The organism is Streptomyces coeruleorubidus, from assembly GCF_008705135.1.
GTDB lineage: Bacteria > Actinomycetota > Actinomycetes > Streptomycetales > Streptomycetaceae > Streptomyces > Streptomyces coeruleofuscus.
Map to the genome: position 1 here is coordinate 1,912,824 of NZ_CP023694.1, position 19,055 is coordinate 1,931,878.

Below are 19,055 nucleotides of genomic sequence, written 5' to 3' on the forward strand. Positions count from 1 at the left end.
ACTCCGCGGCTCTCTGGTAGAGGAGTGTTCGAAATATCAGACATTGATCAGCACTTCGAACGGCAAGATAGGGAGGGGGCGGATGCGCGTCAATGGGTCGCGCAGCAACGGCTGGGACGGAGAGCGGTACGGGATGGGCGAGTTCTGGCCACTGCCGGACGTACTCGCGTACCTGGCCGGGCGCTGGCGCGTGGCCCGGTCGGTGCGGGATCTCGCGGGCGGCGAGCAGGGGGAGTTCTCCGGAACCACCGTGTTCGCTCCGGAGGAGGACGGCGGGCTGCTGCACCACGAGTCCGGCACCTTCGTCTGGCAGGGCGTCGCCCGGCCCGCCGAGCGGACGCTGCGGTTCCTGCCGGGCCCGGGCGGCACGGCGGACGTGCGGTTCGCGGACGGGCGGCCGTTCCACGACCTGGACCTGACGTCCGGACGGCACGTCGCCGACCACCCCTGCGCGGCGGACCTCTACCGGGGCGAGTTCACCGTCCGCGACGCGGACCACTGGCGGACGGTGTGGCACGTACGCGGCCCTGCCAAGGACCTCGTCCTGCGGACCGACTACGCCCGCGAGGTCTGACACCGGCTACGCACGCGAAGTGCGGACCGGCTACGCACGCCACGCCCGAGCCGGTCCGAGCCGGCCAGGCACGCCACGCCCGAGCCGGTCCGAGCCGGCCAGGCACGCCACGCCCGAGCCGGTCCGAGCCGGCCAGGCACGCGACGCCTGATCCGGCTGCGCACGCGAAGCCGAGCCGTCTACGCCCGGGACGCCTGAGCCGACACCCCGTCGAAGCGCAGGTTCCAGCGCCCCGCACGGCCCGTCACGGAGGTCGTCGACAGCGGGCGGACGTCGATGTTCCAGTACGTCGAGGGCGGCGCCTTCAGGGCGTACACCAGGGCGGCACGGATGACGGACGGCTCGGCGACCGCCACGACCCGGCAGCCGTCCTCGACGGGCCGGGTGTCCAGCCAGCCGCCGACGCGGGTGATGAAGTCCACCAGCGACTCACCGCCGTGCGGTGTGGCGCGCGGGTCGGCGAGCCAGGCGTCCACCGCCTCCGGCTCCCGGGCCATCGCCTCGCCCAGGGTCAGCCCCCGCCACCGGCCCATGCCGCAGTCCCGCAGGCCGAGTTGCACGAGCGGCGCGTACCCGAGCCCCTCCCCCGTCGCACGGCTGCGCGGGGTCGGCGAGCAGTAGCGCAATTCGGCCGCGGCGAGCGGCAGCAGTTCGTGGGCGACGCGCTCCACCTCACCCCAGCCGGCCTGGTCCAGCGGCCGGTCGTCCTCGAAGCGCTCGGCGAGCAGCGGGGAGCTGCGCGCGGCGGCGACGAACGTGACCCGAAGTGGCATGCGGCGATGGTGAGTGCCGCAAGTGCGCAGGTCAAGAGGTGTTACCCAGGAGTTACCCAGGGTGCACCGACCCTCACGGGCCGAAGATGAGAGCCATCCAGTGCTCGGGCCGCTCCAGCGCCGCGAACCCGACCTTCTCGTAGACCCCGTGCGCGTCGTGCGTGGCGAGCAGGACCCGCCGCACCCCGTACTCCCGCAGCTCGTCCCGTACGGCCGCGACGAGCGCGCTGCCGACACCCTTGCCGCGCACCGACGGGTCCACGTACACGTCACACAGCCACGCGAAGGTCGCCCGGTCCGTGATGACCCGGGCGTACGCCACCTGCTCACCCGACGCCGTCTCGTACACGCCGAAGTTGAGCGAGCCCTCGATCGCCCGGTCCTGCTTCTCGCGCGGGCGGCCCAGCGCCCAGTACGCGTCGGTGGACAGCCAGTCGTGGACCCGCTCGGCGTCGACGCGGGCGGGGTCGGTGGATATCTCGTAGCCCTCGGGCAGGCTCGGCGTGTCGGTCATGACGGGATGCTGGCAGGTCGGGCGGCCAGGCGTCGAACGCTTATCCCAGCACCTCGTCGCAGGCAGTGCGCAGCCGCCGTACCCCCTCCGTGATCTCCCCGGTCCCCGCGACCGCCGCGAAGCTCAGCCGGATGTGCGCGGCCGGCGGTTCGGCGCTGAAGTAGGGGCGGCCGGGGGTGATCGCGACGCCCGCGCGTAGGGCAGCCGCCACGAGGGCCGGCTCGTCCGTCCCGTCCGGCAGGCGCGGCCACAGGTGGTAGCCGCCGGACGGCACGTGCGGCAGGGCGAGTTCCGGCAGGTGCAGCGCGAGGGCGGCGGTCATCGCGTCCCGGCGCGTTCTCAACTCGGCGGACACCGCTCGCAGATGGCGCGGCCAGGCGGGCGAGCCGACGAGTTCCAGTGCCGCCTCCTGAAGGGGCCGGGGCACGAAGAAGGTGTCGACGACCTGGATGGCGCGCAGCCGCTCCAGGACCGGTCCCCGCGCGGCCAGGGCGCTCACGCGGAAGCTCGGCGAGGTCGCCTTGGTCAGCGAGCAGACGTGGACGACGACACCGTCGAGGTCGTCGGCGGCCAGCGGGCGCGGCAGCGGGCCCGCGTCCTCGTGCACGAGCCGCCGCACGAAGTCGTCCTCGACGACGAACGCGCCCGCCGCGCGGGCGATGCGCAGCACCTCGCGGCGCCGCTCGGGCGCGAGCACGGCACCGGTGGGGTTCTGGAAGAGCGGCTGGCAGACGAAGGCCGGGGCGCCGGTGGCCCGGAACGCGTCGGCGAGCAGCGCCGGTTTCACGCCGTCCGGGTCCACCGGGACGGGCACCGGGCGCAGGCCCGCGGCTCGGGCGATGGCGAGCATGCCGGGGTAGGTCGGCGACTCGACGAGGACGGGGGCGCCGGGCGGGGCGAGGGCGCGCAGGGCGGTGGTGAGCGCGGACTGCCCGCCCGCGGTGACCAGCACCTCGGCGGCCGTGAAGGACCCGCCGATGCCCCGCGCGAACCACTCCCGCAGCTCCGGCAGCCCCTCCACGGGCGGGCGTCCCCAGGCGCCGGGACGGCGTCCGGCGCGTGACAGGGCGGCGGCCATCGCGCGCTCCGGCTGCAACGACGGGTGCAGATAGCCGCCGTTGAACTCGATCACGCCGGGCGGCGGGGCGGCCAGCGAGACCAGCACCCCGGAGGCGTCCACCGAGCGCGGTACGAGATCGGCGGCACCGTCGGCGCTGAGCGCGACCTCCTGCCAGGAGGTGTCCCCGGCCGGAGCCGGTGCCGTACGGGCCTGCGCGCGGAACGCGCCCGCGCCGGGCCGGGTGACCACCAGCCCCTCGGCGGCGAGCTGCGCCAGCGCCCGCGACACGGTCACGGGGCTCACCCGGAACCGCTCGACCAGGGCCCGGCTCGACGGCAGCTTTCCACCCGGCGAGTAGCGGTCGAGCTCTCGCCGAAGCTGTTCCGCCAGTTCACCCACGCTGCTACGCTCTTGCATGAGAGTACAGAGTAGCGCTACTACCGCATCCCGGATAGCAGTCGCCACGGAGCGGGACCGGCCCGGCCTCGGCACCCTCCAGGCCGCCCTGGGCGTCATCGCCTTCTCCCTCACCTTCCCCGCCACCGCCTGGGGTCTGGAGGGCTTCGGGCCCTGGTCGCTCGTCGCCGTCCGCAGTGTCCTCGCCGCGGTGATCGCGGGCGGTGCTCTGCTGGCGCTGCGGGTGCCGCTGCCCGCCCGCCGCCACTGGTTCGGCCTCGCCGTCGTCGCGGCCGGTGTCGTGCTCGGTTTCCCGCTGCTCACCACGCTCGCGCTGGAGACCTCGACCACCGCGCACGCCGCCGTCGTGGTCGGACTGCTTCCCCTGACCACGGCTCTCTTCTCCGCCCTGCGCATCGGCACCCGCCCCTCGCGCACCTTCTGGGCGGCGGCCCTCGCCGGCGCGGCGGCGGTGCTGGCCTTCACCGTGCAGCAGAGCGGCGGCGCGCTGAGCACGGCCGACGTGTACCTCTTCGCCGCGCTGCTGGTGTGCGCGGCCGGCTACACCGAGGGCGGCCGGCTGGCCCGGGTCATGCCGGGCTGGCACGTCATCGGCTGGGCGCTGGTGCTGTGCCTGCCGCTGACCGTGCCCGTCGCCGCGTTCGCGCTGGCGCAGGAGCCCGTGCGGCTCACCGCGCACAGCGTCACCGGGCTGCTCTGGGTCGCGGCGGGTTCGCAGTTCCTCGGACTGGTCGTCTGGTACCGGGGCATGGCGGCCGTCGGCATCCCGAAGGCCAGCCAGTTGCAGCTCGCTCAGCCCCTGCTCACACTGGTGTGGTCGGTGCTGCTGCTGGGCGAGCACCTCCCGGTGGCCGCCCCGCTGACAGCCGCGGCGGTGCTGGTCTGCATCGCCGTCACACAACGGGCGCGCGGCTGAGCGGGGCACGCACGGCCCCTGCCGAGTGGCGCCCCCGGCCGTAGACTCAAAGGCCACGGACCGCTGCTCCACACCTCGCGAGGAGGCCCCAGATGCGCGCAACCGTGGGCGACCAGCTTGTCCAGCACGGCAGGGTGGTCGGTCAGCACGACAAGGTCGGCGAGATCGTCGAAGTGCTGGGCCGGGAGGGCAACCCGCCGTACCGCGTCCGGTTCGAGGACGGGCACGAGGGCGTGTGCTCGCCGGGACCCGACACCGAGATCCGGCACCGGGAGACCACGACCGGGCCATGATTCAGCGCGGCGGCGCCGCCGGCTGCCCGTAGTGGTCGGCGACCACCCTCGCCATCGCCCCGATCCGATCGGCCGCCACGTCCTTGGCGGCGAAGAAGACGTGCCCGCGCACCTGCGCGTGCTCCCTGGCCAGCGTCAGGTGCCGGGACAGCTCGGCCGGGTCCTGCCAGGCCGCGGGCTGCGCCGGGTCACCGGCCTTGTACAGCGCCTCCCCCACGTAGAGCCGCGTCGAGGTGCCGCGCGCGACCTCCGCCCACCAGGGCAGCAGCTTCGCGTAGTCGGCGGCGGAGAAGCCGATGTTCCAGTACAGCTGCGGGACGATGTAGTCGATCCAGCTCTTGCGCACCCACTTGCGCGTGTCCGCGTGCAGGTCGTCGTAGGTCTGCACGCCCGCCCGGGTGTCCGAGCCGCGCGAGTCGGTGGCGGCGTTGCGCCACACGCCGAAGGGGCTGATGCCGAAGGGGGTGCCGGGCCGGACCCGCTTGATGCGGTCCGCCGTCTCCCGGACCAGCTTGTCGATGTTGTCCCGCCGCCAGGCGGCCCGGTCGGGGAAGCCGGCACCGTACTCGTCGTAGGCCGTGTCGTCGTCGAAGGTCTGGCCCGCGACCGGGTACGGGTAGAAGTAGTCGTCGAAGTGGACGCCGTCCACGGGGTACTTCGCCACCGCGTCGAGCATCGCCTCCTGCACGAAGCCCCGGACCTCGGGCAGCCCGGGGTTGTAGTAGAGCTTCCCGCCGTAGGTCACCACCCAGTCCGGGTTCGTGCGGGCGGGGTGGTCGGCGGCGAGCCGGGTCGGGTCGGCGTGGGCGGCGACCCGGTACGGGTTGAACCAGGCGTGCAGCTTCAGGCCGCGGGCGTGGGCCTCCTCCACGGCCGTGCCCAGCGGGTCCCAGCCGGGATCCTTGCCCTGGGTGCCGGTGAGGTACTGCGACCACGGCTCGAACGGCGAGGGCCACAGGGCGTCCGCCGTGGGCCGGACCTGGAAGACCACGGTGTTGAGCCGGTTGCGGACCGCCCTGTCGAGGTGGGTGATCAGCTCGGCCCGCTGCCGCGTGGCGGTCAGCCCCGGCTTCGACGGCCAGTCGCGGTTGGCCACGGTGGCCAGCCACACGCCCCGCATCTCGGAGGCCGCCCTGCCGTCGCCCTTGCCGTCACCACCGCCGTCCCGCTTGGGCGCGGCCGACGCCGGAGGCATCATCGTGAAAGCCGACAGCGCCGCCACCGCGAACGCCCTGCGTGACACTCGTCCCATCCGCATGCCCCAAAAAGCCGCGGATCCGCCCGGTCGCGGATCGCTCCGCGCCCAGCATGCCCGAAGCGGACCCGACCCCCGCGATCGATCATCGATACTTGGGAGTAACGTGCACGAACGGAGCAGGCACCGGAATCCGGAGCACCTGCCCGGAAGTGGATCAGCAGCGAAAGGGACGATGTGACGGACACCCCAGCGGGAGACATTGCACGCGTCGGAGTCGTGGGCTGCGGTCAGATGGGCGCGGGGATCGCCGAGGTGTGCGCCCGGTCCGGTCTGGACGTCATGGTCGCCGAGACGACCGGCGAGGCCCTGGAGATCGGCCGGACCCGGCTGTTCAACTCCCTGGCCAAGGCGGCCGAGCGCGGCAAGATCACCGAGGAGGAGCTGGAGGCCACGCAGGCCCGCCTGAGCTTCACCACGGACCTCGGCGAGTTCGCCGACCGCGACCTGGTGATCGAGGCCGTCGTCGAGAACGAGCAGGTCAAGACCGAGATCTTCCAGGTCCTCGACCAGGTCGTGACCCGGCCCGACGCCATCCTGGCCTCCAACACCTCCTCCATCCCGCTGGTCAAGCTGGCGGTGGCGACCTCGCGGCCCGACCAGGTCATCGGCATCCACTTCTTCAACCCGGCCCCGGTGCAGAAGCTCGTCGAGCTGATCCCGGCCCTCACCACGTCCGAGGGCACGCTGAGCCGGGCCCAGTTGTTCACCGAGAAGATGCTGGGCAAGCACGCGATCCGCGCCCAGGACCGCTCCGGGTTCGTGGTGAACGCCCTGCTGATCCCGTACCTGCTCTCCGCGATCCGGATGTTCGAGACGGGCATCGCCAGCCGCGAGGACATCGACAACGGCATGGAGATGGGCTGCGCCCACCCGATGGGCCCGCTGAAGCTGTCCGACCTCATCGGCCTGGACACGGTCGCCTCGGTGGCCCAGTCCATGTACGAGGAGTACAAGGAGCCCCTGTACGCCGCTCCCCCGCTCCTCCAGCGCATGGTCGACGCGGGCCGGCTGGGCCGCAAGACCGGGTCGGGCTTCTACACCTACGACTGACCGCCCGGCTGACGCCGGCATCTCAGCGCCGCCGCTCCTCCGGCCACGGCCGGAACCGGCGGCGTCCCCATTCGGCCGCCTGCTCGTTGAGGCGGCTGTGCAGCCAGCCCATCCAGAGGGCGAGCGGAGTGGTCACGAGAGCGAGCAGCAGTGCCGTGCCCCACTCCTGCCCGCCGGAGGAGAACCGGAGCACCACGACCGACAGCGCGTAGAGCGCCAGCGCGTACGCCGCGTTCTTCTGCCACTTCGTCATGCGCCCCGGGTACCCCCGAGGCTGATTACTGACGGTCAGAATCCGGCCAACCTACGGGCCCGGCACCGGAATGGGTGCCGGGCCCGCGGCATTCACACACCGTGTGCGCGCCGGGCTCGCATATGCCCGTCGCACACTCTCCCCAGGCGTCCACCAGGCGAGTTGACTCCCAGTGCGCATGCAAGGGATGCGCAACAACTACGGAAAGGAGCGGACTCGTGACCGTCGATCCCGAGCATCCGGTCGTTCATGGAGAACTCGCAGAGTTACGACGCCGCCTCGACGTGGCGTACGCCCGTGTCGAGGGCGGGCTGGCTCTGCTCAGCCACCGCACCGAGGAGACCGCCAAGGAACTCGACGAGCTCAACACCCGGATCAACTCACTGGAACACGCGCGCTGGCCGCTGCCCGCGGTCGCCGCCCTCACCGCCGTGGGTGCCCTCGTCGTGGCGATCTGGCAGGCACTGGGACGCTAGGGCCTGTCGTTTGGATCACACCGCAGACGCGGGGTCTGGCACGCGCATCTGCCGCGTTGTCGTCGGTTGCCGACGCTCCGCGTCGACGCCCTCCTCCGCCTTGCAGCTGCACGCACCAGACCCCGCTCACCGGCGCTGAACAGCACCGTCGTTTTCCTGCGGCCTGATCCAAACGACAGACCCTAGCTCAGGGCAACGTGTCCTGTCCGAGCCTGAGATGGTGCAGCAGCAGTAACGCGGCCGCCATGTTGGCGGCCGGGACCTCCCCGCGGGCGACCATGTCGGGGACGAGCTTGAGGGGGACCCATTCCCGGCGGTCCGACTCGAAGTCGTCCACGGGGTGCCCGACGTACTCGCCCTCGTCGGCCCAGTACACGTGGTGCCGGGCGTCGGTGAGCCCGTTGGACGGCTCCACGCTCATGAGGTGGTGCAGGGGTCCCGGCCGCCAGCCGGTCTCCTCCTCCAGTTCCCTGGCGGCCGCGCGGGCGATGTCCTCGCCGTCCTCGACGACGCCCGCCGCGAGTTCCCACCCCCAGCTGTCGGTGATGAAGCGGTGCCGCCAGAGCAGCAGCACCTCGTTGGCCTCGTTCACGACCGTGGCCACGGCAACGGGCCGCAGCCGTATGAGGAAGTGGTCGAGGTGCCGGCCGTCCGGCAGTTCGACATCCGCGAGATTGACGCTGAACCAGCGGTTTGAGTACACAGTTTGTTCGTTGTGTTTCGTCCACTGCACGGTTCTGCCACCTTCCGTCGAGTAAGTGGCAATATCGCAGCAGGGATGGAATGACAGCAGGCGCACGGGAAGTCGCTCGGGATGACGTGGGCGCCCGTCGCCCGGGTCTACAACGGTACGCGCAGTGCCCCGTCGATGAGTTCCGCGGCCTCGGCCGTGCCCGAGCAGCCGCTGCGCACCAGGTGCTCCCGCACCGCGCGCAAACGGTCGCGCAGCCGCTGGGACTCCATGCCGCGGGCCTGCTCGGCCATCTGCACGGCGATGGCCACGGCCTTGTCCGCGTTGCCCTGCCGCAGCTCGATCGTGCTGAGCATGGCCAGCCGGTGCACCCGGCCGCGGTCGTGCGCCGGGTTGTCGACCGCGGCCGCGGCATGCTCCCCGGCGGCCGCGATCTCGCCGAGACTCAGCAGCGCCTCCGCCACCTGGACGTTGACCAGCCCCGGCTGGACATAGCCGGTCTCGTCGGGCTCGTAGCCACGCCGGATGCGGGCGGCGGCCTGCTCGGCCCGCCGGATGCAGGACAGGGCGCTCGTGCCGTCACCGAGATGCGCGTACGCCTTGGCCTGCATCGCGTACAGGTCGGAGGCGAGCGCCGGGGTGATGTGCCTGCCGGCGGCCCGCAGCGCGGCCTCCGCGAAGGCGACGGCCTGCCGGTGCTCCCGCATGAACAGCGACTGGTTGACCAGCAGCGCGATGATGTAGGCGCCGAGCCCCCGGTCGCCGCTGGCCTTGGCGAGCCGCAGGGCCTGGTGGAAGTAGCGCTGCGCGAGGCCGTGCGCGTCGGAGTCGTAGGCGCAGATCCCGGCGACGGCCACCAACCCGCCCGTGGCCCGGTGCAGTTGACGCCCGGTCTCGTCGGTGTAGCTGCCCCGCAGCAGCGGCGCGGCCTCGGCGTTGAGGAAGCCGACGATGCGCGCCCGTGTCGCGATGCCCCCGGCCTTGCGGTACATCTGCTCGTAGTGCGTACGGGCGGCCCGCAGCATCTCCAGGTCGCCCGGGGTGACCCGGTGTCTGCCGCCGCGGGAGACGTCCACGTCCTCCGGCGGGTTCTCCCACTCCCACACCGGCATGACGGCGGGCGTGCCGGTGAGCGCGGGCGCGCCCAGGATGTGCGGGCGCTGCTGCTGGTCGGAGCGCCACAGGGCGGTGGCCCGCTCGACGAAGCCGGACAGCGAGCCGGTGTGCGGAGCGGACGGCTCACCGGGCACGCCCAGGCCGATGTCGTCCAGGGTGACCTGCCGCCGCAACCGGGCGGCGAGCACCTCGCAGATCAGGTCGGGCACCTGGCCCCGGGGACGCTGCCCCTTCAACCACCGGGCGACGGCGGTGTGTTCGTACCTCAGGGACAGGCCGCGCGCCCGTCCCGCCTGGTTGACATGTGCGGCCAGCCCCGCGTGCGAGATCCCGGCCTCGTCCAGGATCGCGTCGAGCAGAGTGTTGGGCTGCATGTGGGCCCCCCGGTGGCTCGGTGCCGCCAGATTAGTGGCTCCGCCTTCACACGGGGTGTGAACGGAGTGCTCGAATCCGCACTGTGTGCGCACTGTCGCTCACAGTCGCCGGCCGGTTGACTGAGATGCCTCGAAAGAGGCCGGCCGGGCCGCCGGCTCCCCCTCGTACAGTGCGGCGGCCCGCTTCCGCCGTCCGCCCAGCCGCCTGCCCGACACTCCGTGGCGGGGCGGACGGCATCGCCGGCCCCGCCCCGCAGCGGCGCGGGGAACTGCGCGACCAGCCACCGTCAAACCCGCGGCCGGCAAAGCAGCACAGCTCCCCACGACGCTAACTCCGCAGCTCAGCCCCTACGCGTTCACCCGCGAGGGCCACCGCCGCATCCCGGGCCGCCGACGCCTCATCCACCGTCAGCGTCCGGTCAGCGGCCCGGAACCGCAACGCGTACGCGAGCGACTTCCGCCCCTCACCCAACTGCTCGGCGTTCTCGTACACATCGAACAACCGGATCGACTCCAGCAGCTCCCCGGCACCAGCGCGCAGGGCCTCCTCGACCTCCGCCGTCGGAACGACCGCGTCGACGACCAGGGCGACATCCTGCGTGGCGACCGGGAACGTGGAGATCCGCGGCGCCTTCACCGTGGCCTCACCGGCCGACTCCACCGCGTCCAGGTCGATCTCCATCGCACAGGTACGCGCCGGCAGCCCCAGTGCCTTCACCACGCGCGGGTGCAGCTCACCCGCGTGGCCCACGACCCGCTCGGCACCGTCCACGGTGATCGCCAGCTCGGCGCACCGCCCGGGGTGCCACGGCCCGTACTGCCCCTTGCGGATGATCAGCTCGGCGCCCGCCTCCTGGGCGACGGAACGCGCCGCCTCGACCGCGTCGGCCCAGTCCGCCGGACGGCCCTTGCCCCACCAGCCGGCCTGCTCGCGGGCACCGGCGAGGACGACGGCCGCGTGCCGCGGCTGCTCGGGCAGCGCGGCGTTCAGCTCGGCGAGCTCCTCGTCGGTCGGGCGGCGGTCGACGGGCAGCACCGCGGCGATCCGCTGCTCCTCGCGCGGCTTGAAGACCAGACCGGTCTCGAACAGCGCGAGGTCGTGCGAGCCCCGGCCGTCGTTGCGCCGCAGGGCGGCCAGCAGGCCCGGCAGCAGCGTCGTGCGCAGCGCGGGCTCCTCGTCGCTCAGCGGGTTGCTGAGCTTGACGACGCGGCGGGCCGGGTCGCCCTCTTCGAGGCCCAGCTGGTCGAAGACCTGCTCGCCGATGAACGGGTAGTTCAGCGCCTCGACGTACCCGGCACCGGCCAGGGCCCGGCCGACGCGGCGATGCAGCCGCTGCCGGTGCGTCAGGCCACGGCCGGCCGGCGGCTTGGGCAGCGTGGAGGGCAGGTTCTCGTAGCCCTCCAGGCGGATGACCTCTTCGGCCAGGTCGTTCGGGTCGGTGAGGTCGGGGCGCCAGGACGGCACGGTGACGACCAGCTCGTCCTGCCCGTACACGTCACAGCCGATCTCCTGGAGCCGCCGTACGACGGTCTCCCGGCCGTACGCGACACCAGCGACCTTGTCCGGGTGGTCCGCCGGGATGGTGATGGTGCGCGGAGCGGTGGGCGCCAGGACCTCGGTGACACCGGCCTCGGCGGTGCCGCCCGCGAGCAGGACCAGCAGGTCGACCGTGCGCTGCGCGGCGGCAGCGGCGGCCTGCGGGTCGACGCCGCGCTCGAAGCGCCGGGACGCCTCGGAGGACAGCTTGTGCCGGCGGGCCGTGCGCGCGATCGACACCGCGTCGAAGTGCGCGGCCTCGATGACGACGTCCGCCGTGGAGTTCTCCACGTTGTCGTGGTCGGCGATCTCCGTGTTGGCGCCGCCCATGACACCGGCGAGCCCGATCGGGCCGCGGTCGTCGGTGATCACCAGGTCCTCGGCGTCCAGCGTGCGCTCGACGCCGTCGAGGGTGGTGAGCTTCTCGCCCGGCTCGGCCCGGCGCACGCCGATGGTGCCCTGGACCAGGCCGCGGTCGTAGGCGTGCAGCGGCTGGCCGAGCTCCATCATCACGTAGTTGGTGACGTCGACGGCGAGCGAGATCGGCCGCATGCCGACCTTCTGGAGCCGCCGCTGGAGCCAGATCGGCGAGCGGGCCTCGGCGCTCAGGCCGGTCACCGTGCGGGCCGTGAAGCGGTCGCAGCCGGTGGGGTCGGAGATCCGCACCGGGTAGCCGTACGCGTTCGGGGCGGGCACGTCGAGCAGCGCCGGGTCGCGCAGCGGCAGGCCGTAGGCGATGGCGGTCTCGCGGGCGACACCGCGGATGGACAGGCAGTAGCCGCGGTCGGGCGTGACGGCGATGTCGAGGACCTCGTCGACGAGCTCCAGCAGCTCGACCGCGTCCTTGCCGACCTCGGTCTCCGGCGGCAGCACGATGATGCCCTTGGTGCCGTCGTCGCCCATGTTCAGCTCGTCGCTGGAGCAGATCATGCCGCGGGACATCCTGCCGTAGGTCTTGCGCTCGGCGATCTGGAAGTCACCGGGCAGGACGGCGCCCGGCAGCGCCACGACGACCTTGTCGCCGACGGCGAAGTTGCGGGCGCCGCAGACGATCTCCTGGGGCTCACCGGTGCCGTTGGTCTGTCCGACGTCGACGGTGCAGAAGCGGATCGGCTTCTTGAACTCCGTCAGCTCCTCGATGGTCGCCACCTGGCCGACCACCAGGGGGCCCTTGAGGTCGGCGCCGAGCTGCTCGACGGTCTCGACCTCCAGACCGGCCGAAATGAGCTTGGCCTGGACGTCTCGGCCGGTCTCCGTCGCCGGCAGGTCGACGTACTCCCGCAGCCAAGAAAGCGGGACCCGCATCAGATCTCCATCCCGAACGGCCGGGTGAACCGGACGTCACCCTCGACCATGTCTCGCATGTCCTCGACGTTGTGGCGGAACATCAGCATCCGCTCGATGCCGAACCCGAAGGCGAATCCGCTGTACTTCTCGGGGTCGACGCCGCAGGCGGTGAGCACCCGCGGGTTGACCATGCCGCAGCCGCCGAGCTCGATCCAGCCCTCGGACGAGCACGTGCGGCAGGGCCGGTCGGGGTTGCCGATGGACTCGCCCTTGCAGACGTAGCAGAGCATGTCCATCTCGGCGCTCGGCTCGGTGAAGGGGAAGTAGTTCGGCCGCAGCCGCGTCTTCATGTCCTCGCCGAACAGGGACTGGACCATGTGGTCCAGGGTGCCCTTGAGGTCCGCCATGGTCAGGCCCTCGTCGATGGCGAGCAGCTCGATCTGGTGGAAGACGGGCGTGTGCGTGGCGTCCAGCTCGTCGGTGCGGAACACCCGGCCGGGGCAGACGATGTAGACCGGCAGCTCACGGTCGAGCAGGGCGCGGGCCTGCACCGGGGAGGTGTGCGTGCGCAGGACGACGCCGGACCCGGACTCCTCGGTGCCCTTGGGGCCCTGCACGAAGAACGTGTCCTGCATCTGCCGGGCCGGGTGGTCGGGCAGGAAGTTGAGGGCGTCGAAGTTGAACCACTCCGCCTCGGCCTCCGGCCCTTCGGCGACCTCGTAGCCCATGGCCACGAAGACGTCCGCGACCCGCTCCATCATGGTGGTGAGCGGGTGCCGGGCCCCGGCCGGTACGCGGTCGTAGGGCAGCGTGACGTCCACCGCCTCCTCGACCAGCACACGGGCGTCCCGCTCGGCCTCCAGTTCCGCCTGACGCGCGGCGAGGCCCTTGTTCACGGCGCCGCGGGCCTGCCCGACGCGCTTGCCGGCGTCGGCCTTGGCGTGCGGGGGCAGGGCGCCGATCTCGCGGTTGGCGAGGGCCAGCGGGGAGGCGGGGCCGGTGTGGGCGACCTTGGCCTCGTGGAGCGCGTCGAGGGAGTCCGCGGCGGCGAAGGCGGCGAGCGCCTCGTCCCGCATGCGCTCGATCTCTTCCGGTTTCAACGCCTCGACCTCTACAGGGTCGTACGACTTATTCGGTGCCGACATCTCTTCCCGTGCTTCCGATTGGCTGGCTGAAGGTCCCCGTCACCGACTCCGATGGCCGTCTGCGGGACACAAAGGTGCCAATGGCCGAGTCTAACGGGGTGGAGGTATACGAATGCGCCCGTGGTCCTCAGGCGAGATACGCCGGAGCCGCCACGGGCAACGTAAATCGGAACTCGGCGCCGGCGCCCGGCGCGCGGCCGACCGTGATGGTGCCGCCGTGGGCCTCGACGATGCCCTTGACGATGTAGAGCCCGAGGCCCGTGCCGCCGCGCTTGCTGCCCCGCCAGAAGCGGGTGAAGACGCGGTTCATGGACTCCTCCGGGATGCCGGGCCCCTCGTCGCTCACCGTGACCGACGTGCCGATGTCCTCGCCCTCGCGGGGGGACGCCGTGGCCGTGACGTCGATGGTGACAGTTCCCTCGCCGTGCCGCACGGCGTTTTCCAGGAGGTTGCTGAGCACCTGGTCGATCTTGTCGGGGTCGGCCCACAGATCGGGCAGCGGCTGCTGGACGCGCAGCAGGAACCGGTCGGCGGGCTGCCCGGCGGCGACGTAGGCCTGGATGTGCCGTCCGACGGCGGCGCCGATGTCGACGGGCTGGCGCCGCACCTCCAGTCGGCCGGAGTCGATCCGCGAGATGTCGAGCAGCTCCGCGATGAGCCGGGTGACCCGGTCGGCGTCGGCGTCGACGGTCTCCAGCATCAGCCGCTTCTGGTCGTCGGTGAAGCGTTCCCACTTGGCGAGCAGGGTGGCGGTGAAGCCCTTGACGGAGGTGAGCGGGGAGCGCAGCTCGTGGGCGACGGTGGCGATCAGCTCCGCGTGGCTGCGTTCGGTGCGGCGGCGGGCCTCGGTGTCGCGCAGGGTGACGACCAGGCGCTTCAGGGGCCCGGTGGGCCGCGTGCGGACGTAGCGCGCGGAGACCAGCACCTCACGGCCGCCGGGGAGGAGGAGGTTGCGCTCGGGCTGTCCGACCCGGATCGCGAGACCGCCGTACGGGTCGGTCAGCTGCCACCAGCGTCGCCCCTCCAGATCCTCTAATGGCAGGGCCTTCTCCAGGCTCTGTCCGAGGGCGTCCCGGGCGCGGACGGCGGTGATGCGCTCGGCGGCAGCGTTGAAGCAGACGACCCGGCCCTGCTCGTCGGCGATGACGAGTCCGTCGGGCAGCATGTCGGGGTCGATGCCGAGGCCGGCGAGATCACCAGGTGGCCGGGACGCGGCGGGCGGGCTCCCGGCGTCCTGGGCCCCTGGTGCGCTGCTCGTGCCGACGCTCATCCCCGTACCCCACCTCCAAGGCTCCACAGAGGGGTCCCTGAGCTGGTCACCCTACTAGTTCCCGGTGACGGAACGGCACCCTCCGGCGGCGCGCTGTGCACGCGCCGACGCATAGAGACATACGGCGGCGGCGGTGGCGAGGTTCAGACTCTCGGCCTTCCCGTGGATCGGGACGCGGACGACGGCGTCGGTGAGGGCGCGGGTCTCCTGCGGAAGACCCCAGGCCTCGTTGCCGAAGACCCAGGCGGTCGGCCCGCCCATGGTGCCCTTGTCGAGCTCGTCGTCGAGGTCGCGGTCGCCGGCCCCGTCGGCGGCCAGAACCCGGACACCGGCGGCCCGCAGCCCTTCCACCGCCTGCTCCACGGGGACGCCGACGGCGACGGGCAGGTGGAACAGGGAGCCGACGGAGGCGCGGACGGCCTTGGGGTTGTACACGTCGACGGAGGCGTCGGTCAGGACGACGGCCTCGGCACCGGCGGCGTCGGCGCAGCGCAGCACGGTCCCGGCGTTGCCGGGGTCACGGACGTTGGCGAGGAGGGCGACGAGCCGGGGGCGCGCCGCGAGGACCTCCTCGAAGGGCGTGTCCAGGAACCGGCAGACGCCGACGAGGCCCTGCGGGGTGACGGTGGTGGAGATGTCGGCGATGACCTGCTCGGAGGCGAGGTGCACCCGGGCGCCGGCGTCCCGGGCCTCCCCCACGATGTCGGCGTACCGCTCGGCGGCCTCCAGCGTGGCGAACAGCTCCACGAGCGTGGCCGCGTCCCCGGCCCGGTGCCCGGCCGCCTCCCGGACCGCCTGCGGCCCCTCCGCGAGGAACAGCCGCTCCTTCCCCCGGAAGTTCCGCTTCGCCAGCCGCCGCGCGGCGGCGACGCGGGGGGAGCGGGGGGAGATGAGCTCGGGGGTGGCGGGGGGCATTCCGTTCGCTTTCTCAGTAGCTGGCTGCACAGCAGAACCCGCAGGCCGCTCGGCCTGCGGGTCCTTCCGTCACATCGGCTCGGAGCCGGCGTCAGGCCGCCTTGGGGGCGTTGACGTCGCTCGGCAGCGCCTTCTGGGCGACCTCGACGAGCGCGGCGAACGCACCGGCGTCGTTGACGGCCAGCTCGGCCAGGATCTTGCGGTCGACCTCGATGTTCGCGGCCTTCAGACCCTGGATGAAGCGGTTGTAGGTCATGCCGTTCGCGCGGGCAGCGGCGTTGATGCGCTGGATCCACAGCTGGCGGAAGTCACCCTTGCGCTTCTTGCGGTCGTTGTAGTTGTAGACCAGCGAGTGGGTGACCTGCTCCTTGGCCTTGCGGTACAGGCGCGAACGCTGACCGCGGTAGCCGGAGGCCTGCTCGAGGATCGCCCGGCGCTTCTTGTGGGCGTTCACTGCCCGCTTGACGCGTGCCACTTTTTAACTCCTTGTAGCGGGGCCGCGGTGGTCTTCACACGGCCCGAAATCGATTGGGTCCCGGTCCTGACGTGCGGCGCTGACGCGCCGGGACGTCACTTGCCGAGAAGCTTCTTGATCTTCTTGGCGTCGCCCGGGGCCATCTCGGCGTTGCCGGTGAGGCGACGCGTCACACGGGACGACTTGTGCTCGAGCAGGTGGCGCTTGCCGGCACGCTCGCGGAGCACCTTGCCGGAGCCGGTGATCTTGAAGCGCTTGCTGGACCCGCTGTGCGACTTGTTCTTCGGCATAGCGCCGTTCTCTCCTCGTGGTGGCGCTCCGATGCCCGGTCGTGAAACCGGGCACGGTGGAGCGTCGCTCTTGTATCGGTTACGTCCTCGGGGACTCGCGTCCCCCGGGATCACGCGTCGGCGGACGCCTCGGCCGGAGCCTCGGACGAGTCCTCGGCGAGGTCGGCCTCAGCGGCGTTCTGCGACTTGCCGGGGTTGGCCTTCGCCTCAGCCTTGCGGGCCTCCTGCGCCTGGCGAGCCTCGGCCATCGCCTCGGTCTTCTTCTTGTGCGGACCGAGAACCATGATCATGTTTCGGCCGTCCTGCTTCGGGTTCGACTCGACGAAACCGAGGTCTGCGACGTCCTCCGCGAGCCGCTGGAGCAGTCGGTAGCCCAGCTCGGGCCGGGACTGCTCGCGACCACGGAACATGATCGTGATCTTGACCTTGTCGCCCTGCTTGAGGAACCGGACGACGTGACCCTTCTTGGTGTCATAGTCGTGCGGGTCGATCTTCGGCCGGAGCTTCATCTCCTTGATGACCGTGTGCGCCTGGTTCTTGCGCGCCTCACGGGCCTTCATGGCCGACTCGTACTTGAACTTCCCGTAGTCCATGAGCTTGCACACGGGCGGACGGGCGTTCGCCGCGACCTCGACCAGGTCCAGGTCGTACTCCTGCGCAAGCTCCAGTGCCTTGGCCAGGGGGACGATGCCCACCTGCTCGCCACTGGGACCGACAAGTCGCACCTCGGGAACGCGAATCCGGTCGTTGATGCGGGGCTCGGCGCTGATGGATCCTCCTCGGTAGCACCACGCGACGGTCTGGCGGACGGCCGCGTAACGTCTCTATTCGATAGACCTAACCGCGCCGAAGCACAAAAAATGCCCCGGACGATTCCCAGGCGGGGCTCCTCGAACTACCGGAGCACCGTCGCGGGGAACCGCGGGGCGCGCTTTCGGACGGATCGCCGCCGCTGGGACGGGACCGTCTGACCGGTGACCCGACGCCCTGGGGGCGGTCAGGTGGGAGTTCGAAAGCCTCCACTTGTGGGTCGGGCTCGTGGGCCGCTAGGCATACGGGTCCGACCGGTCGTTACACGAGATTACCAGCATTGGCCAGGAACGGCTAATTGCGGCGCCTCGGGGCCCGGTACGGCGCACGCCCCGCCTGCGCCTATCGTGTGGGGCATGAGTGAGACCCCTCCTGAGTCCCCCGACTTCGACGCCATGGCCCGCGACATCGCCGAGGTCCCGGCGGTCGAGGTGATCGTGACGGTCGCCGTCAACCTGATGAGCGCCGCCGCGGTGAAGCTCGGTCTGACCGAGGAGGGCGACACGCACAAGGACCTGGACGAGGCCCGGAAGCTGGTGCACGCGCTGGCCGGTCTGCTGGACGCGTCCACCACCGAGATCAGCTCGTTCCACGCGGCACCCCTGCGCGACGGCCTGAAGTCGCTCCAGCTCGCGTTCCGCGAGGCGTCACTCGTCCCGGACGAGCCGGGCAAGGGCCCGGGCGAGAAGTACACGGGCCCGGTCTACGGCTAGGGCCTGTCGTTTGGATCACGCCGCAGGGAACCAACAGCGCTGATCACCCCGCGTCTGCGGCGTGATCCAAACGACACGCCCTAGCCCGCACAGGCTCCTCAGCGTTCGTACAAGGGCTCGCCCGGCGGCGTCGCCCCGGCCGGCAGCAGTGCCAGGTCGAGGCCGCGCACCAGGCGGGCCCTCAGTGTCTCGTCGTCCGCGAGGCGCCGGGCGACCGCCCGGGCGGCTTCGGCGGGGACGGCGGACGGGTCCAGGACCAGGGCGAGGGTGCCGTCGGCCTGGCCCGGCCCGAGGTGGGCGCGCAGAACGGCGGGCTCGGCGGCCACGGCAGCGCGTACGGCCTCGACGACGGCCGGGTCGGCGAGCGGGTCGGTGGTCGTACGGCCCTCCGCGAGGGCGAGCAGGGCGGGGCCGGTCAGCTCGAAGGGCACGGGCCCGGCCAGGTCGAGCACGACCGTGTCCGCCTTCTCGTGCGCGGCGGCCTGGAGGGCCTGGTGCAGGGGTACGGCGACGGGCCGGGCCGCCGGGTCCCAGCGGGCGAGGGAGTCGGTGGAGGTGAAGGCGGGGAGGGCGGTGCGGTTCCCGGCCTTCAGCGTCGGTACGGCCATGTCGCTGGTCTTCTCGCGGCGCAGTCCCCGCTCGTCCTCCTCGACCTCGCCGAGCACGGCCACGACGGGGACGAGCAGCCGGGCGCCCTTGAGCGCGTCGAGGACCGGGCCCACCGCCCCCCGGTCCTCGGACCAGGCGGCGAGTGCCGCGCTCAGCCGGGGGTCGGCGGAGCCGTCGTCGTCGGAGAAGCCGGAGTCGGGGATGTTCTTGTTCGCCACGGTCATCGACCCTATCGGCCG

At 72.0% G+C, this 19,055-nt stretch carries 21 protein-coding genes; 6 read left to right on the forward strand and 15 right to left on the reverse strand.

The annotated features are described in order from the left end of the window. Positions 1-133 precede the first annotated feature (133 nt). Positions 134-574 carry a DUF6314 family protein gene (locus CP976_RS08970; protein WP_150485282.1) on the forward strand — a complete coding sequence of 147 codons (441 nt, stop codon included), beginning with the start codon at positions 134-136 and terminating at the stop codon, positions 572-574. A gap of 179 nt (positions 575-753) precedes the next feature. On the opposite strand, the gene CP976_RS08975 is transcribed toward CP976_RS08970, so the two are convergent. The 3 genes from CP976_RS08975 to CP976_RS08985 all read right to left on the reverse strand — a co-directional run bounded on the left by CP976_RS08975 (position 754) and on the right by CP976_RS08985 (position 3,338). After that, positions 754-1,347 carry a histidine phosphatase family protein gene (locus CP976_RS08975; protein ID WP_086848505.1) on the reverse strand — a complete coding sequence of 198 codons (594 nt, stop codon included), beginning with the start codon at positions 1,345-1,347 and terminating at the stop codon, positions 754-756. Positions 1,348-1,420: 73 nt separating this feature from the next. Continuing rightward, positions 1,421-1,861: a GNAT family N-acetyltransferase gene (locus CP976_RS08980; protein ID WP_150479864.1), complete on the reverse strand. Its 441-nt coding sequence runs from the start codon at positions 1,859-1,861 to the stop codon at positions 1,421-1,423. Between the two features lie 40 nt (positions 1,862-1,901). Then, the gene (locus CP976_RS08985) at positions 1,902-3,338 is read right to left on the reverse strand and encodes an aminotransferase-like domain-containing protein (RefSeq protein WP_150479865.1); all 1,437 of its coding nucleotides are present in this window, start codon (positions 3,336-3,338) and stop codon (positions 1,902-1,904) included. Between CP976_RS08985 and CP976_RS08990 the strand changes: the two genes are divergently transcribed. Together CP976_RS08990 and CP976_RS08995 are read left to right on the forward strand one after the other, a co-directional pair. Beyond that, positions 3,337-4,254 (forward strand): DMT family transporter, encoded by a 918-nt coding sequence (locus CP976_RS08990; protein WP_150479866.1) that lies wholly within the window; start codon positions 3,337-3,339, stop codon positions 4,252-4,254. The genes CP976_RS08985 and CP976_RS08990 overlap by 2 nt on opposite strands. A 92-nt stretch (positions 4,255-4,346) precedes the next feature. After that, the gene (locus CP976_RS08995; protein WP_150479867.1) at positions 4,347-4,547 is read left to right on the forward strand and encodes a DUF1918 domain-containing protein; all 201 of its coding nucleotides are present in this window, start codon (positions 4,347-4,349) and stop codon (positions 4,545-4,547) included. A gap of 1 nt (position 4,548) precedes the next feature. Here the strand turns inward: CP976_RS08995 and CP976_RS09000 are convergent, their stop codons facing one another. Next, positions 4,549-5,799, reverse strand: coding sequence for a glycoside hydrolase family 10-like protein (locus CP976_RS09000; RefSeq protein WP_167537307.1), 1,251 nt, complete (start codon positions 5,797-5,799; stop codon positions 4,549-4,551). A 180-nt stretch (positions 5,800-5,979) separates the two neighbouring features. Between CP976_RS09000 and CP976_RS09005 the strand changes: the two genes are divergently transcribed. Then, on the forward strand, positions 5,980-6,855 hold the full coding sequence (locus CP976_RS09005; RefSeq protein ID WP_150479869.1) for a 3-hydroxybutyryl-CoA dehydrogenase: 876 nt from the start codon (positions 5,980-5,982) through the stop codon (positions 6,853-6,855). A 22-nt stretch (positions 6,856-6,877) separates the two neighbouring features. On the opposite strand, the gene CP976_RS09010 is transcribed toward CP976_RS09005, so the two are convergent. Continuing rightward, positions 6,878-7,108 carry a hypothetical protein gene (locus CP976_RS09010; RefSeq protein WP_150479870.1) on the reverse strand — a complete coding sequence of 77 codons (231 nt, stop codon included), beginning with the start codon at positions 7,106-7,108 and terminating at the stop codon, positions 6,878-6,880. 218 nt (positions 7,109-7,326) lie between these two features. Between CP976_RS09010 and CP976_RS09015 the strand changes: the two genes are divergently transcribed. After that, positions 7,327-7,584, forward strand: a complete 258-nt coding sequence (locus CP976_RS09015; RefSeq protein WP_010045250.1) for a hypothetical protein — start codon at positions 7,327-7,329, stop codon at positions 7,582-7,584. A gap of 187 nt (positions 7,585-7,771) precedes the next feature. On the opposite strand, the gene CP976_RS09025 is transcribed toward CP976_RS09015, so the two are convergent. From CP976_RS09025 to infC, 9 genes are all read right to left on the reverse strand, one after another. Continuing rightward, on the reverse strand, positions 7,772-8,317 hold the full coding sequence (locus tag CP976_RS09025) for an NUDIX hydrolase (RefSeq protein WP_086848493.1): 546 nt from the start codon (positions 8,315-8,317) through the stop codon (positions 7,772-7,774). A 107-nt stretch (positions 8,318-8,424) separates the two neighbouring features. Then, positions 8,425-9,765 carry an NsdA family TPR-like regulatory protein gene (locus CP976_RS09030; protein WP_150479871.1) on the reverse strand — a complete coding sequence of 447 codons (1,341 nt, stop codon included), beginning with the start codon at positions 9,763-9,765 and terminating at the stop codon, positions 8,425-8,427. A 328-nt stretch (positions 9,766-10,093) separates the two neighbouring features. Next, complete coding sequence (gene pheT, locus CP976_RS09035) at positions 10,094-12,607, reverse strand: phenylalanine--tRNA ligase subunit beta (RefSeq protein ID WP_150479872.1); 2,514 nt, start codon at positions 12,605-12,607, stop codon at positions 10,094-10,096. After that, on the reverse strand, positions 12,607-13,734 hold the full coding sequence (pheS, locus tag CP976_RS09040; RefSeq protein WP_150479873.1) for a phenylalanine--tRNA ligase subunit alpha: 1,128 nt from the start codon (positions 13,732-13,734) through the stop codon (positions 12,607-12,609). The genes pheT and pheS overlap by 1 nt, the downstream gene beginning before the upstream one ends. Positions 13,735-13,861: 127 nt before the next feature. Further along, positions 13,862-15,004 carry a sensor histidine kinase gene (locus CP976_RS09045; protein ID WP_150479874.1) on the reverse strand — a complete coding sequence of 381 codons (1,143 nt, stop codon included), beginning with the start codon at positions 15,002-15,004 and terminating at the stop codon, positions 13,862-13,864. A gap of 54 nt (positions 15,005-15,058) precedes the next feature. Further along, positions 15,059-15,919 carry a TrmH family RNA methyltransferase gene (locus CP976_RS09050; protein WP_150479875.1) on the reverse strand — a complete coding sequence of 287 codons (861 nt, stop codon included), beginning with the start codon at positions 15,917-15,919 and terminating at the stop codon, positions 15,059-15,061. 91 nt (positions 15,920-16,010) lie between these two features. Then, complete coding sequence (gene rplT / locus CP976_RS09055) at positions 16,011-16,394, reverse strand: 50S ribosomal protein L20 (RefSeq protein ID WP_010045263.1); 384 nt, start codon at positions 16,392-16,394, stop codon at positions 16,011-16,013. 95 nt (positions 16,395-16,489) lie between these two features. Then, entirely contained in the window at positions 16,490-16,684 is a 195-nt protein-coding gene (gene rpmI / locus CP976_RS09060; RefSeq protein ID WP_059419477.1) for a 50S ribosomal protein L35, read from the reverse strand. 110 nt (positions 16,685-16,794) lie between these two features. After that, positions 16,795-17,454, reverse strand: coding sequence for a translation initiation factor IF-3 (gene infC / locus CP976_RS09065; protein ID WP_086855447.1), 660 nt, complete (start codon positions 17,452-17,454; stop codon positions 16,795-16,797). Between the two features lie 396 nt (positions 17,455-17,850). Here infC and CP976_RS09070 point away from each other — a divergent pair, with 396 nt between their 5' ends. Beyond that, positions 17,851-18,207 carry a DUF1844 domain-containing protein gene (locus tag CP976_RS09070; protein ID WP_086855445.1) on the forward strand — a complete coding sequence of 119 codons (357 nt, stop codon included), beginning with the start codon at positions 17,851-17,853 and terminating at the stop codon, positions 18,205-18,207. A gap of 98 nt (positions 18,208-18,305) precedes the next feature. Here the strand turns inward: CP976_RS09070 and CP976_RS09075 are convergent, their stop codons facing one another. Next, the gene (locus CP976_RS09075) at positions 18,306-19,034 is read right to left on the reverse strand and encodes an SseB family protein (RefSeq protein WP_150485283.1); all 729 of its coding nucleotides are present in this window, start codon (positions 19,032-19,034) and stop codon (positions 18,306-18,308) included. Positions 19,035-19,055: the final 21 nt, after the last annotated feature.